This window comes from Pseudomonas sp. YH-1 (assembly GCF_051990045.1).
In the GTDB taxonomy this organism is placed as follows: Bacteria; Pseudomonadota; Gammaproteobacteria; order Pseudomonadales; family Pseudomonadaceae; genus Pseudomonas; species Pseudomonas nicosulfuronedens.
Genome location: NZ_CP178184.1, coordinates 253,765 through 266,873, shown reverse-complemented (window position 1 = coordinate 266,873; position 13,109 = coordinate 253,765). Strand labels below are relative to the sequence as shown.

Annotated in this window: 12 protein-coding genes; 2 read left to right on the top strand and 10 right to left on the bottom strand. The window is 65.1% G+C overall.

Annotated features, from left to right (window positions below; translation table 11 throughout):
• Positions 1-13 precede the first annotated feature (13 nt).
• From ACKI1H_RS01270 to ACKI1H_RS01255, 4 genes are all read right to left on the bottom strand, one after another.
• Positions 14-469, bottom strand: coding sequence for a GyrI-like domain-containing protein (locus ACKI1H_RS01270; protein WP_440467446.1), 456 nt, complete (start codon positions 467-469; stop codon positions 14-16).
• 156 nt (positions 470-625) lie between these two features.
• Positions 626-970, bottom strand: coding sequence for an osmotically-inducible lipoprotein OsmE (osmE, locus tag ACKI1H_RS01265; RefSeq protein ID WP_138525780.1), 345 nt, complete (start codon positions 968-970; stop codon positions 626-628).
• 96 nt (positions 971-1,066) lie between these two features.
• Positions 1,067-1,285: a hypothetical protein gene (locus ACKI1H_RS01260; RefSeq protein ID WP_138525781.1), complete on the bottom strand. Its 219-nt coding sequence runs from the start codon at positions 1,283-1,285 to the stop codon at positions 1,067-1,069.
• A gap of 72 nt (positions 1,286-1,357) precedes the next feature.
• Positions 1,358-2,623, bottom strand: coding sequence for an Hsp70 family protein (locus ACKI1H_RS01255; RefSeq protein ID WP_138525782.1), 1,266 nt, complete (start codon positions 2,621-2,623; stop codon positions 1,358-1,360).
• A 209-nt stretch (positions 2,624-2,832) separates the two neighbouring features.
• On the opposite strand from ACKI1H_RS01255, the gene ACKI1H_RS01250 reads away from it, so the two are divergent.
• Complete coding sequence (locus tag ACKI1H_RS01250; RefSeq protein ID WP_138525783.1) at positions 2,833-3,696, top strand: isocitrate lyase/PEP mutase family protein; 864 nt, start codon at positions 2,833-2,835, stop codon at positions 3,694-3,696.
• 40 nt (positions 3,697-3,736) lie between these two features.
• Here ACKI1H_RS01250 and ACKI1H_RS01245 read toward each other — a convergent pair whose 3' ends face one another.
• The gene (locus ACKI1H_RS01245; protein ID WP_440467445.1) at positions 3,737-4,381 is read right to left on the bottom strand and encodes a hypothetical protein; all 645 of its coding nucleotides are present in this window, start codon (positions 4,379-4,381) and stop codon (positions 3,737-3,739) included.
• Between the two features lie 175 nt (positions 4,382-4,556).
• Here ACKI1H_RS01245 and ACKI1H_RS01240 point away from each other — a divergent pair, with 175 nt between their 5' ends.
• On the top strand, positions 4,557-4,823 hold the full coding sequence (locus ACKI1H_RS01240; RefSeq protein ID WP_045216354.1) for a DksA/TraR family C4-type zinc finger protein: 267 nt from the start codon (positions 4,557-4,559) through the stop codon (positions 4,821-4,823).
• A 70-nt stretch (positions 4,824-4,893) separates the two neighbouring features.
• Here ACKI1H_RS01240 and ACKI1H_RS01235 read toward each other — a convergent pair whose 3' ends face one another.
• The 5 genes from ACKI1H_RS01235 to ureC form a co-directional block, all read right to left on the bottom strand.
• The gene (locus ACKI1H_RS01235) at positions 4,894-7,059 is read right to left on the bottom strand and encodes a GAF domain-containing protein (RefSeq protein WP_440467444.1); all 2,166 of its coding nucleotides are present in this window, start codon (positions 7,057-7,059) and stop codon (positions 4,894-4,896) included.
• Positions 7,056-7,661: a biliverdin-producing heme oxygenase gene (locus ACKI1H_RS01230; RefSeq protein WP_440467443.1), complete on the bottom strand. Its 606-nt coding sequence runs from the start codon at positions 7,659-7,661 to the stop codon at positions 7,056-7,058. The genes ACKI1H_RS01235 and ACKI1H_RS01230 overlap by 4 nt, the downstream gene beginning before the upstream one ends.
• Before the next feature lie 192 nt (positions 7,662-7,853).
• Positions 7,854-10,592 (bottom strand): autotransporter outer membrane beta-barrel domain-containing protein, encoded by a 2,739-nt coding sequence (locus tag ACKI1H_RS01225; protein ID WP_440467442.1) that lies wholly within the window; start codon positions 10,590-10,592, stop codon positions 7,854-7,856.
• A gap of 363 nt (positions 10,593-10,955) precedes the next feature.
• Positions 10,956-11,282, bottom strand: a complete 327-nt coding sequence (locus ACKI1H_RS01220; protein WP_138525789.1) for a hypothetical protein — start codon at positions 11,280-11,282, stop codon at positions 10,956-10,958.
• Between the two features lie 112 nt (positions 11,283-11,394).
• Complete coding sequence (gene ureC, locus ACKI1H_RS01215; protein WP_440467441.1) at positions 11,395-13,095, bottom strand: urease subunit alpha; 1,701 nt, start codon at positions 13,093-13,095, stop codon at positions 11,395-11,397.
• Positions 13,096-13,109 lie beyond the last annotated feature (14 nt).

The window sequence follows — 13,109 nt, the reverse complement described above, 5'->3', positions numbered from 1 at the left end:
GGGTCGGTGTTCGCTAATAGATCGGTACGTAGAGGTCGGTTTCCGAAGCCGGGTCTTCCGGGCCAAGGAAACGCTCGGTGTAACGCTCAAGGTCCACGCCTTTCTTCGGCTCCAGGCCGTGGCGCGACAGCAGGCTGGAATAGATGGCCTGGAAGCTGTCGGCGATGGCGGTGACCGGGCCGATGTGGGTGAACACCGCGTACTTCTGCGCTGGTACCTGGAAGCTCACCATGCCCTCGGGAATGGCGGCGCCGGGCGCCACCGGCAGGCCGGCGATGTAGTGGAACTCGCCGCCCGGCAGTTGAGTGCAGACGCCATAGGCGGTCTTGTCCGTCGCGCTGGCCGCGACTTCCTGCTCGCGTGGCAGGAAGCGTTGCCACAGCTGGCCGATACTGTCGTCCTGCGTGCTGCCACGGTAGTCCATGCCCACCACTTCGAAGGCGGGCAATTCGATGATGCGGTATTTCATGGTCGGCTCCTGAGGTCGCTGCTCGGATGATAGACGGCCACCGAGTGGTGGGAACATCCCCGGTGTCCGTGACCGTGGCGCTCTGCCAGGAAAGGTTGCCGAATGAAAAGGCCCCCGCCGATGGGCGAGGGCCTTGTGGTCACACCGGGAGCACCGTCACGGCTGGGCATCACGCTCGTGGCGGTCGAGTTCGGAACAGGTCATGAAGCCCGACCCATCCACCCGGCCACTGCCGTCGAAACTCACGTAGAAAGGCTGTTGCTGCCCGTCCTTGCTGAGAATGTAGCTGTTGCAGCTGCCCGGCTTCATCAGGCGTTTCTGCGTGGAGGACGGCGTGCCGCCGACCTTCAGGACTTCTTCCTGGCTCATCCCCTTCTCGACGTTGCGCACCAGCGGCTGGTCGCGGAAGGTGATGTAGTTGACCGGGTTCTGCACCTTGGTGGAAGCGCAGCCCGCCACCGAGGCCAGTACGAACAGCGCCAGCAGTGATCGCTTGTACATGGTGTTCTCCTTGGTTGAGCAACTCACTCGCTCAAGTTTGAGCCACCTGAGCGCGCGGACGTTCAAGAAATCTGCGTGCTGTGATCGCTGCCGCTTTTACTCGCTGGCTTTGATTGCGTCGTCCAGCCGCTGCTGGTTCTGCACATTGGCCGCATCGACCTGCTGCTTGAGCTGCTGCATCTGCTGTTGGGCCTGTTGTGCCTGCTGGGCCTGCAGGTTGGCGGTGGTGGCCGCGGTGGCGGCAGTCTCGCCCAGGCCGCAGGCGGAGAGTGCGGCGGACAGGAGCAGCAGGCTGGTCAGTTGGACGGTGCGCATGGCGGACTCCGGACGCGAGGGGTATTACCGCCACACTAGCGCATGGCGGCCGTTGCGTCAGTGAGCGGCTGCTCAGCCGTAGCGCTTCATCGCCTCGATGGCCAGGCCGTTACCGATCCCGCCGAAGCGGTCGCCGTCGATGTGGCGGGCGTTGGGTAGCATCGCCGCCACGCTCTGGCGCAACGCAGGCACGCCGGAGGAACCGCCGGTGAAGAACACCGTGTCGACCCGCGCCGGGTCCACGTCGGCCGAACTCAGCAGCTCGGTGATGCTGCCGCGCACGCGCTCCAGCAGGGGGCCGATGGCGCCTTCGAACAGCTCGCGGCTCAGCTCGGCGAGCAGACCGGCTTCGATGCGCGCCAGGTCGATGTCGCGGCGCTCGGTGTCGGACAGCTCGATCTTGCTGGCTTCCACCTGCATCGCCAGCCAGTGGCCGGCGCGCTGCTCGATGAGCTTGAACAGGCGGTCGATGCCGGTGGCGTCGACGATGTCGTAGCGCATGTTCTGCAGCGCCAGCTGAGACTTCTGCGCGTACACCGCGTTGATGGTGTGCCAGGTGGCGAGGTTGAGGTGGTAGCTGGTCGGCATGAAGGCATCGCTCTTCATCTTGCTGCCGTAGCCGAACAGCGGCATCACGCCCTGGATACTCAGTTGCTTGTCGAAGTCCGTACCGCCGATGTGCACGCCGCCGGTGGCGAGGATGTCGCCTTGGCGGTCGGCCACTTCGCGGCGCTCGGGCGACAGGCGCACCAGCGAGAAGTCCGAGGTACCGCCGCCGATGTCGACGATCAGCACCAGTTCTTCACGCTGGATGCTGCGCTCGTAGTCGAAGGCCGCGGCGAGCGGTTCGTACTGGAAGGAGACGTCCTTGAAGCCGAGCTTCTGCGCCACGGCCACCAGGGTGTCCTGGGCTTCCTGGTCGGCCTTGGGATCGTCGTCGACGAAGAACACCGGGCGGCCCAGCACCACGGACTCGAACTCGCGTCCGGCGACCGCTTCGGCGCGCTTCTTCAGTTCGCCGATGAACAGCCCCAGCAGGTCCTTGAACGGCATGGCGCTGCCCAGCACGGTGGTCTCGCTTTTCAACAGCGAGGAGCCCAGCAGGCTTTTCAGCGAACGCATCAGGCGGCCTTCGTAGCCTTCCAGGTATTCGTGCAGGGCCAGGCGGCCGTACACCGGACGGCGTTCCTCGACGTTGAAGAAGATCACCGAGGGCAGGGTGATCTTGTCGTCTTCCAGGGCGATCAGCGGTTCGGTGCCCGGGCGCCACCAGCCGACGGTGGAGTTGGAGGTGCCGAAGTCGATGCCCAGGGCGCGGGCCGCAGTGGTCGGGAACATGATGCGGAGGTGTCCGGAGAAAAAACGGCCGCGCAGTGTACGCGAGTGTTCGCCGAAATTCAGGGTATCCGTCGGAAGACGATGGTGGCAAAGGGGGCTTGGGGAGTAGCTTGTAGTTTTGCTACATTGTGTTCCTGTAGTTTTCCTACAAGAGTTTTCCACTATCTGATTTCCGTTCTCCCACCCCGTATTAGCAGTTGGATCCCACCATGCACAGAGCCTCCTTCCACGAATTGCGCAAGGATTTCCGCGCCTTACTGAATTCTTCAGCCTGCTATCACACCGCTTCGGTGTTCGATCCCATGTCGGCGCGCATCGCCGCGGATCTGGGGTTCGAGGTGGGCATCCTGGGCGGTTCTGTAGCTTCACTACAAGTTCTGGCGGCACCTGACTTTGCGCTGATCACCCTGAGCGAATTCACCGAGCAGGCCACCCGCATCGGTCGCGTCGCGCGTCTGCCGGTGATCGCTGACGCCGACCACGGCTACGGCAACGCGCTGAACACCATGCGCACCATCGTCGAGCTGGAGCGCGCCGGCGTCGCTGCGCTGACCATCGAGGACACCCTGCTGCCGGCGCAGTTCGGCCGCAAGTCCACCGACCTGATTCCGGTCGAGGAAGGCGTCGGCAAGATCCGCGCGGCGCTGGAAGCGCGCATCGACTCGGAAATGGCGATCATCGCCCGCACCAACGCCGAAGTGCTGGAAGTGGACGATGTGATCCGCCGCACCCTGGCCTACCAGGCCGCCGGCGCCGACGGCATTTGCATGGTCGGCATCCGCGACTTCGACCACCTGGAGTCCATCTCCCGGCACCTGTCCGTGCCGCTGATGCTGGTGTCCTACGGCAACCCCGAGCTGCGCGACGACGCGCGCCTGGCCGAGCTGGGCGTGCGCATCGTGGTCGACGGTCACGCCGCCTACTTCGCTGCGATCAAGGCCACCTACGACTGCCTGCGTGAGCAGCGCGGCGTGCATGCCTCAGACCTGACCGCTTCGGAACTGGCGAAGAAGTACACGCTGCCCGAGGAGTACCAGATCTGGGCGCGCGAATACATGGAAGTCAAAGAGTAGGACCGCCTGTTCTGTCCTGTTTTGTTCTTTCCTGCGCCGCTCAGCTGCGCGGCAGATGCGCCAGCAGGTACTCGACCTGGGCGTTGAAGGGATAGAGCAGAGTGCCTTCGGGTTTCTCCGCCTTGCGCAGGTAGCTCCAGCGCGAGAGCAGGGAGTCCCGGCTGGCACCGGCAGGTAGTGCCGCCAGGCGTTCGCCGATCAGTTCCTGCAAGTCCCTGATGCGTGTCGCATCCCCCTCGCTTTCCTTCCCCAGCAAACGACCGTTGGCCCGCCGCGCCTCCAGCAGCGCCAGCTCGCGCAACTCGTCTTCCAGCCCCTGTGGTGCCGGCTCACGTGCCAGGATGAAGGTGTCGAACAGTCCAGCGACTTCCTGCGTCTGCTCCACGGCGTTTTGCAGGTCCACGCCCTTCTGCGAGTAGGCCGCGCGCACCTGCTCCAGCGTCTGCCGATAGAGCTTCCAGAGGTCCTGCAGATTGTTCGCATTCTTCTGCTGCGACAGCTGCTGTTCGAAGCTCGGCCCAAGGCCGTCCAATCGTGCGAGGAAACGTTCGTCACCGGTGGCGCTGTACAGCAGCAGGTAGCGCTCCATGTCGCGCAGGCTGGCATCCACGGTGTCGGCATTGGCAGCGCGCGGCAGGAGACCTGCGAGCAGGAGGCTGGCGATCAGGGCAGAGGCGTAGCGCATGGCAGGGTTCCGGCTGACAGAGGTCTCCCGATTCTCGGCAGGCGCGCCCTTGCGGAACATCAGACGTATCTGGTTTCCCGGCGACGCGCTCGTCGCTTCCTGCGCCATTACCCTTGCAATCCCTTGCAGTGCCCTGCATATCTTCCGAACAGCGAAGATTCCACGGGAGGTCGCCATGGCCAGCGGCTGGGCAAACGACGGAGCGGTTCAGGAACAGATCGACAGCACCATCGAGGACGCTATCGCACGGGCGCGCAACCAGATGCCCAAGGGCGAGAGCCTGACCCATTGCGAGGAGTGCGATGCACCGATCCCCGAGGCGCGGCGCAAAGCCATCCCCGGCGTGCGACTGTGCGTGAACTGCCAGGCCGAGCACGACAAGGAGCAGGCCAGCTACGCCGGCTACAACCGTCGTGGCAGCAAGGACAGCCAGCTGCGCTGACGTGCCTCCCATCCGGTATGAAAACGGCGCCCCTGAGGCGCCGTTTTCGTCCGAGCGCGTAGCTTCGGCGTCAGGACGATGGCTTGAGCGGCACCAGCACGCTGAAGGTGATGATGCCGTCGGCCTGCTCTACCTCGATACGGCCATCGTGGGCGCTGACGATGGCCTGGGAAATGTACAGGCCGATGCCCAGCCCGCTCTTGTTGCGGCCATGGCCACCGGCCTCCTGCTTGAAGGGTTCGAAGAGGTTGGCGAGGCGTGCCTCATCCAGCGCTTCGGCTTCGTTGAGGATGCTCAGTCTCGCCAGCTCGCCCTGGCGGCGCAGCTCCACCAGCACCGGGCGGCCAGGACGACCATGGTGGCGGGCGTTGCTCAGCAGGTTGGCGATTACCTGCAGGTAGCGGTCGGGGTCGACCTGCGCCTGCACACCTTCCTCGATGGCGGTCTCGATGGACAGGCCCGGATAGGCCACGTCGGTTTCCTGGACGATATCGCGCACCAGACGCGATAGATCGGCGGCCACCGGTTTCACCGTCATGCCCGCGCCGCTCTGCAGGCGGCTCATCTCCAGGATCTGGCTGATCAGCCGCTCCATGCGGCTGCTGGAGTAGGTGATGTGCTGGCGCAGTTCGGCGTTTCGCACATCGCTGGAGGAAAGCATGGCAGCGGCCATGGAGATCGACTGCAGCGGGTTGCGCAGGTCGTGGCCGAGCACGGCGATCAGGCGCTGGCGCATACGATCGATTTCACCCGCGCGGTTCAGGCACAACTCCACCAGTTCGGTGCGCAGCTTCTCGGCGATGCTCAGGTCAATGCCGGTCCAGGGCATGGAGCGTCCGCGTACCACTTCTTCCCAGGCTTCGAACGAACCACGCGGGGTCAGGCGCGGGCCGGAGGGGCCGGTGCTGATGATCTTCTCCGGCTTGCCGCCCCAGCGGATACGGTGCACCTGCTCCAGGCGCAACCAGACGATCCAGCCCGACTCCTGGCGATGGAAACGAATCGCCATGACACCGCAGTAGCGCGGATCGTACGCGCCGTCGGGTAGTTCCAGGCGATGGTCGCTGTGGAACAGGTCGAGCTCTTCGTCCTGTTGCAACTGGGCGACCATGGCCACCGCCAGGTCCTCGAAGTCGCCTCCGATACTGCTGGTGCGCCCGCCGAGCATCACCACTGCGCCGTCGCACGGCAGCAGATCGGCGATGCTGGCGCCGGGGCGCGACAGCGCACTGAGCAGGTCGTCGGAGTCGCGGGTGCGGCGCAGCAGCGCCTGCTGGCGTTCGGAGGCCTGGCGCAGCAGCTCGCTGATGCGGCTCTGCTCCAGGCGCTCGACCATGGCGCTGCACACCTGGGAGAACACCTGGAAGGACATGCGGATCGGATAGGGCACCACCTTCGGGCTCATGTGGTGGCAGGAGAACAGTCCCCACAGCCGCCCGCCGACGACGATGGAGATACTCATCGACGCGCGTACGCCCATGTTGGCGAGGTACTCGCAATGGATCGGCGAGACGCTGCGCAAGGTGCTGAAGCTCAGGTCGAAGGGTTTGCGGCTGGTCGGGTTCAGTGTCGGGCGCACGGCCACCGGCTGATAGGCTGCGTCGCCGATCAGCCGCACCGGGTTCTGCAGGTACAGGCGCCGCGCCTGGGCGGGAATGTCCGAGGCCGGGTAGCGCTGGCCGAGATAGCTTTCCAGGTCCTCGCGGCGGGATTCGGCGACCACCTCACCCGAGTCGTCCTCGTTGAAGCGGTAGGCCATGACGCGGTCGTAGCCGGTCATCCGCCGCACCTCCTCGGTGACGCTGACCAACAGGCTCTCCACGTCGTTGCGCAGTTGCAACTGGCTGACCAGGCGTTGGGCGTTGAGGGCGAAGGTGGTGAAGGACGCAGTGCCGGCGGCGCGCCGCTCGAATTCCAGGTAGCGCACGCCGTCATGGCTGTGGCCGATCACGTCGAAGAAGCGCCGGTTGATCCGCGCTTCCACGCTGTTGACCCAGGGCCCTTCCTCGCTCAGCCCCTCTTCGAGCATCGCCAGTACGCCGGGGCCGACGTCGGTTTCCGCCAGCAGCTCGCCCAGCACTGGAGCGATGCCCAACAGGGGGCCAAGGTTGTCGCTGACACCGAGCACGCGGCCCTGGTCGTCGACGGCAATCAGTGCGCCGTGGGGCTGGATCGCACCGGGTACATGGATGGGTTCGTCCTCGCAGTTGGCAAGGGTGACCGTCTGCTCGCTCATGCCGGGACCGCCCGCTGCGGCGCGGCGTCGAGCACCCAGTCGCGGAACGAAGTGAAGGCGCGCACGGCGGCCTTCTGGGCGTGGGCGATGTCTTCGGGGGTGGAAACATGCTCGGCCAGCAGGCGCTGGAAGGCTACCCAGCGCTCGCCGGTGTGTTCGCCGTAGCCTTGCAGCCAGAGCAGTGGCAGTGGCTCGAGAGAGGCCTTGAGTCGCTTGTAGAGCACCCGTCCGCCCAGGGTCGCGCCTTCGGCAACGTAGGCAATACCGAAGGCTTCGGCGAGGCTGTTGGCAACCGGCGCGACGGGGCAGTCCGGCCAATCGGCGGCGGCCTGCGAGCCCGCCAGCAGGTCGGCTTGCAGCCATTGGCTTTTGCCGCGTCGCAGACATGCATCCTCGGCGTCAGGCCAGAGCGGCCAGAGGGCTTGCTCCAGCGGGCGCATCCAGCCCAGTACGCGGGCGGCGTGGTCGAGGTAGTCGGCGTGGGTCAGTGCGGCAGTGAGCGGCGAGCGGCTGTCGAGGTCGGCATGCAGCTCATGGGTGGCGGCACGCAGCGCGGCCAGCGCGGGCGAGATGCCCGGGCGTTCGTTCGGTTGCGAAGTCATCGCCGTCATCGCGGGTCCACCTTTTTCTTCGAGCAGCAGAGCATAGCAGTTCGAGCTGGACGACCGGGCCGACGGCGAGAAAGTTGATCGACCTGTCAGCTTGCGGGGCTTCCAACAGCAGGCGCGAGATGGGAGCGCGGGTGCAAAAAGGCCGCCGCACAAGGTGTGCGGCGGCCCAGTTTCACGGCAGGATCAGAAGTTGACCTTGAAGCCTACGGTCACCGCCTGGTCGCGGTAACCGTTGTCGCCGAACTGGTGGCCCACTTCACCCCAGACGTTGACCCGGCTGTTTACCTTGCTGGTGGCGCCGAGCTTCACTTCGAAGATGTCGCTGGCTCCGTCCATCTCGAACTTCGTGCTGCCCATCTTCGCGCCGAAGTCCTTGGAGTTGTGGATCCAGTTGGTCTCCACGTAGGGCTCCACGCCGTAGGTGTTGGCGAAACCACCGGCCTCGTTGCTGCGCACGGCGGCGCGGGCACCCAGGCGGGTCATGACGTTGCCGTCACCTTTGCCGGTGACCTTGGTGCCATTGGCTTCGCGGTGGTTGTCGGCCTTCACGCCCATGTAGACGATCTGTGCCTGGGGCTGCACGTAGTAGGTGGCACTTTCGGTCTTGGCGACTTCGAAGGTCTTGCCGGCTTCGACGGAAGCGGTGATGCCCTTGAGGTCGTAGCTCTCCTTGGCCAGTTGGTCACCTTTCACGTCGGCGTCGAATTCGTTGTAGAGAATCCAGCTGTCGACGTACGCGCCGTTCTCGTCTTCCCGGTTCTCATACCAGGTGCCGTAGACGCCCAGGCTGTAGCCATCGATCTCGCCGCGCGAGCGATAGCCGGTGATGCGCGACTTGGTGGTGGAGTTGCCGTTGGCGTAGCCGGCCATCACGCCGAAGACCCAGTCACCGTTATCGGTTTCCTTGCGGTACAGGTCGCTGCCCAGTTGCAGCACGTAGCGGTTGGACTCGGTCTTGAGCTGGCCGGTGCTGTCTTCCCAGCGGGTCGAGCCATCGACGTTGCGCATCCAGAGCATGGAGGTGACTTCCTTGCCGGTATCCGGGTCGACGTAGGTCAGGTTGCCGGTGCGGTCATGCAGGCGATGCAGGAACATGGTGTTGGCCGCTGCGATGTTGGCGGTGTAGCTGCCACCTTCGGGCTGGCGCACGCGGTCCTTGTCGCTGGGCGTGGGCTTCTCCGGTGCCGGGTCGGTCGGGCCCGGATCGACCGGGCCCGGCTCCTCGGGGCCTGGATCTACCGGACCGGGCTCTTCGGGACCTGGATCGACGGGGCCGGGATCTTCGGGGCCTGGGTCGACGGGACCGGGCTCTTCGGGACCTGGGTCGACAGGACCGGGATCTTCCGGACCCGGATCGACGGGGCCGGGATCTTCAGGACCTGGGTCCACCGGATCGGGATCTTCCGGCTCCGGTTCGGTCGGCTTGTAGGAGGTCAGGTACCAGTCGCTGTTCGAGCCGGTGGAACCGACGAAGCTGCCGCCGCGGCGCAGCACGTACTCGTAGCCGCCCTCGGTCACCCGGTCGGACTTGAACTCGCCGGCCGAGGTGCCGCCGACGGTGATCATCTGGATGCCTTCCAGGGTTTCGGCGCCCGGGCCGTCGGTATTGTTGACGGTGACGCGGGTGTCGCCCGAGGTACTGCCGGTGATGGCGAGCTTGTCGGTCTCGGAGGTGTCATTGCCCAGGTAGGTGTTCATCACCAGGTGGCCGCCGCCGGTGAAGTCGCCATCCACCGTCAGTGTCTTGTAGGTGTAGGCACCGTGCTCGTCATGACGATCGTAGATCAGCTGCGCTCCGTCGGTGAGCGAGAGGTTGGTGAGGTTGGAATTGCCGGTCATGAACCACTGGCTGGCGGCACCGTCCATGGCGAGGTCGATCACGCCGTCGGTGGCGGTGCTGGTGGTACCGTTGAAGTAGGATCCGGCGGCCATTTTCAAATCTATGACGCCGGTCTTGTCGGCATACAGGGCAACGCCCTTGCGGTTCTGCACATCGCTGGCGGCGCTGCTGTCCAGGCGGTACACCGAAGCTGCCTCGGAGCGGATCAGCGAATCGGCGCCGGATGCGTAGAGCGCGCGGTTGCCATCGGTGACGGTGACGCTGGTGTCGCCTCCCAGGTAGACCTGGCCGCCGCGGTCGCCATTCTTGTCCGCCGCCGTTTGCGCGTAGATGCCGTATGCGTTGGATTTCTCGGTGGTGATGCTGGTGTCGCCCAGCCGGATCACGCCACCGCGGTTGGCGAAGACCGCGTGGGCGGCGCTGCCCTTGCTGACGATGGTGCTGCCGTCGCCGAGGATGACTTCGGCATCACCCCAGTAAGTGGTGGCGGACAGCGAGCGGTTGCCAGCGTAGACGGCGTACCCCGTGCCATCCAGGGAATTCGCGCCGCTTCCGTTGGTGGTGATCTGCGCGCCGGTGCCCAGTTCGATGAGGTTCTTGCCACCGTTCTTCGAGGTGTTGGCGCGTACGCCCATGCCCGAGCCTTCGGCGGTGATGATGGCGCCATCGCCTACGCGAACCTCGGAGTTGAGCGCATTCTCGGTCACGTTGATGCCATCCGCGGAGCTGCCCTTGGTGACGATGTGCAGCTTGTCGATGGATATCTTGCTCCCACCGTTGTTGGCCTGAATGGCGTCAGACTTGCTGGACTCCGTGGTGATCGACACGTCCTTGAGGGTGTACTTCGAGCTGTTGCCGTAGATGCCGAAACCGGTTGGCGTGAAGGACTGACTCTCGCCAGTGGTGTCGATCACGATCTTCTCGTAGGCCGAAGTATCGCCGGGGGCCCAGTAGATGGTGGTCGTGCAGTTCAGCGTCGAGCCGTCTACCGAGCAGGAGCCGGCGGCGGCACCGCCGCTGTGGGCAAGCATGCCGGCGGCCAGGGCGACGTGCATGGCCAGCAGGGTTTTCTTGAAGCGCATTGCAATCCTCCTTGCGCCCGCTCACTTAGGTGAGCGAATGCGTATTCCGGCGCAAGGAGCCGTTCACTGGCTGAAGCGTGGAAGCCTGGCTTCCAAGAGCGGGTCCTTCCTGCACCGGGAGATGGCGCCTGATCGCATCAGGCAAGGGGAGGGCAGAACTCCGGACGGCGGAGCCTCACCCAACCAGCGGCAGAGGGGCGCGCTGGATCAGTGGGCTCATTGTTCAGGCGCGGTTCAGTTGGCCGAATAAGACGAATCTCAATCGGCAGGCAGCAGGGCGGGGGACCGGGAAAAGCTTGATATATGACAAGGGCGGAAGCCGGACCGGGCATTGCGCACCGGTCCGGAGCAGCAGGCAGAGCCTTACTTGTTCAGCTTGACCACGTCACCGGACACGGTGGTGGTGTAGCCGTTCAGGACCCAGGCCCAGAACCACTTTTCCTGCACCTGGGTGTTGATCAGCGCGTCGCCGCCCTTGGATTTCACTGCGGCATTCTGCGCACGGACGAAGCGATCGTTCTGCTGGATCGGGATGAAACCCAGCAGCATGATCCCGGTGGCCTTGCCTTCGCCATGGCCGATCACGGTGTACTGCTCGGGGCTGTAGGTCTGGGTCTTCATCGGGGTGCCGGTGCAGCCGGCGAGGATTGCGGTGGCCAGCAGGGTGGCGGCGATACGGGAAAACTTCACATGACTCTCCTGAGATGCAACCCCCGGGACTCTTTCCCAGGGGGAGCGCAGGGTAGCCATCATCCTGCCTTTGTGGAAGCCAGCCAGCTGCCGTTGTCTGACTTGACCGACTTCAGAACAGAAAATACCGCTGCGCCATCGGCAGGACGTCCGCAGGCTCGCACCACAACAGTTGCCCGTCGGCGCGGACCTGATAGTTCTGCGCATCGACTTCGATGTGCGGCAGGTACGCGTTGTGGATCAGGTCGGTCTTCTGCACGCTGCGGCAGCCCTTCACCACGCCGATGGCCTTGCGCAGGCCCAGTTCGTGGTGCACGCCGAGGTCGAACGCGGCCTGGCTGATGAAGGTCAGGCAGGTGGCGTGGCGACTGCCGGCGTAGCTGGCGAACATCGGTCGGTAGTGCACCGGCTGCGGCGTCGGGATCGACGCGTTGGCGTCGCCCATCAGGCTCGCGGCGATGGCGCCACCCTTGAGGATCAGGCTCGGCTTCACGCCGAAGAAAGCTGGGCGCCAGAGCACCAGGTCGGCCAGCTTGCCTACTTCGATGCTGCCCACTTCATGGGCTACGCCATGGGTGATCGCCGGGTTGATGGTGTACTTGGCGATGTAGCGCTTGGCGCGGAAGTTGTCGTTGCGTGCGCCGTCGCCGTCCAGTGCACCGCGCTGCTTCTTCATCTTGTCGGCAGTCTGCCAGGTGCGCGTGATCACTTCGCCGACGCGGCCCATGGCCTGGCTGTCGGAGCTGATCATGCTGAAGGCTCCGAGGTCGTGGAGGATGTCCTCGGCGGCGATGGTCTCGCGGCGAATGCGCGATTCGGCGAAGGCCACGTCCTCGGCGATGCTCGGGTCCAGGTGGTGGCAGACCATGAGCATGTCCAGGTGCTCGTCGATGGTGTTGCGGGTGAACGGCCGGGTCGGATTGGTCGAGCTGGGCAGCACGTTGGCGAAGCCGCAGGCCTTGATGATGTCCGGCGCGTGGCCGCCTCCGGCGCCCTCGGTATGGTAGGTGTGGATGGTGCGGCCCTTGAACGCGGCCAGGGTGGTTTCGACGAAGCCGGATTCGTTGAGGGTGTCGGTGTGGATCGCCACCTGCACGTCGAGGCGGTCGGCCACGGAGAGGCAATTGTCGATCGCCGCCGGGGTGGTGCCCCAGTCCTCGTGCAGCTTCAGGCCGATGGCGCCAGCTCGAACCTGCTCCTCCAGCGGTAGCGGCAGGCTGGCGTTGCCCTTGCCGGTGAAGCCGATGTTCATCGGGAAGGCGTCGGCGGCCTGGAGCATGCGCGCCATGTGCCACGGGCCGGAAGTGCAGGTGGTGGCATTGGTGCCGGTGGCCGGCCCGGTGCCGCCACCGATCATGGTCGTCACTCCGCTCATCAGCGCCTCTTCGATCTGCTGCGGACAGATGAAGTGGATGTGCGTGTCGATGCCGCCGGCGGTGAGGATCATGCCTTCGCCAGCGATCACTTCGGTGCTGGCGCCCAGGGCGATGGTGACGCCGGGCTGGATGTCCGGGTTGCCGGCCTTGCCGATGGCGGAGATGCGGCCGTGCTTGAGGCCCACGTCGGCTTTCACGATGCCCCAGTGGTCGAGGATCAGCGCGTTGGTGATCACCGTGTCGACCACCTGCGCGGCGCACAGCTGGCCCTGGCCCATGCCGTCGCGGATAACCTTGCCGCCGCCGAACTTCACTTCCTCGCCGTAGACGGTGAAGTCCTGCTCCACCTCGATCCACAGGTCGGTGTCGGCCAGACGCACGCGGTCGCCGACGGTGGGGCCGAACATGTCGGCGTAGGCTTGTCTGCTGATTTTCATCGGGGCTCCTTGGT

Coding starts and splice junctions, on each gene's coding strand:
- ACKI1H_RS01250 (WP_138525783.1), top strand. CDS start 2,833: ATGCACAGAGCCTCCTTCCACGAATTGCGCAAGGATTTCCGCGCCTTA.
- osmE (WP_138525780.1), bottom strand. CDS start 970: ATGTACAAGCGATCACTGCTGGCGCTGTTCGTACTGGCCTCGGTGGCG.
- ACKI1H_RS01240 (WP_045216354.1), top strand. CDS start 4,557: ATGGCCAGCGGCTGGGCAAACGACGGAGCGGTTCAGGAACAGATCGAC.
- ACKI1H_RS01270 (WP_440467446.1), bottom strand. CDS start 469: ATGAAATACCGCATCATCGAATTGCCCGCCTTCGAAGTGGTGGGCATG.
- ACKI1H_RS01225 (WP_440467442.1), bottom strand. CDS start 10,592: ATGCGCTTCAAGAAAACCCTGCTGGCCATGCACGTCGCCCTGGCCGCC.
- ACKI1H_RS01245 (WP_440467445.1), bottom strand. CDS start 4,381: ATGCGCTACGCCTCTGCCCTGATCGCCAGCCTCCTGCTCGCAGGTCTC.
- ACKI1H_RS01260 (WP_138525781.1), bottom strand. CDS start 1,285: ATGCGCACCGTCCAACTGACCAGCCTGCTGCTCCTGTCCGCCGCACTC.
- ACKI1H_RS01255 (WP_138525782.1), bottom strand. CDS start 2,623: ATGTTCCCGACCACTGCGGCCCGCGCCCTGGGCATCGACTTCGGCACC.
- ACKI1H_RS01230 (WP_440467443.1), bottom strand. CDS start 7,661: ATGACTTCGCAACCGAACGAACGCCCGGGCATCTCGCCCGCGCTGGCC.
- ureC (WP_440467441.1), bottom strand. CDS start 13,095: ATGAAAATCAGCAGACAAGCCTACGCCGACATGTTCGGCCCCACCGTC.
- ACKI1H_RS01235 (WP_440467444.1), bottom strand. CDS start 7,059: ATGAGCGAGCAGACGGTCACCCTTGCCAACTGCGAGGACGAACCCATC.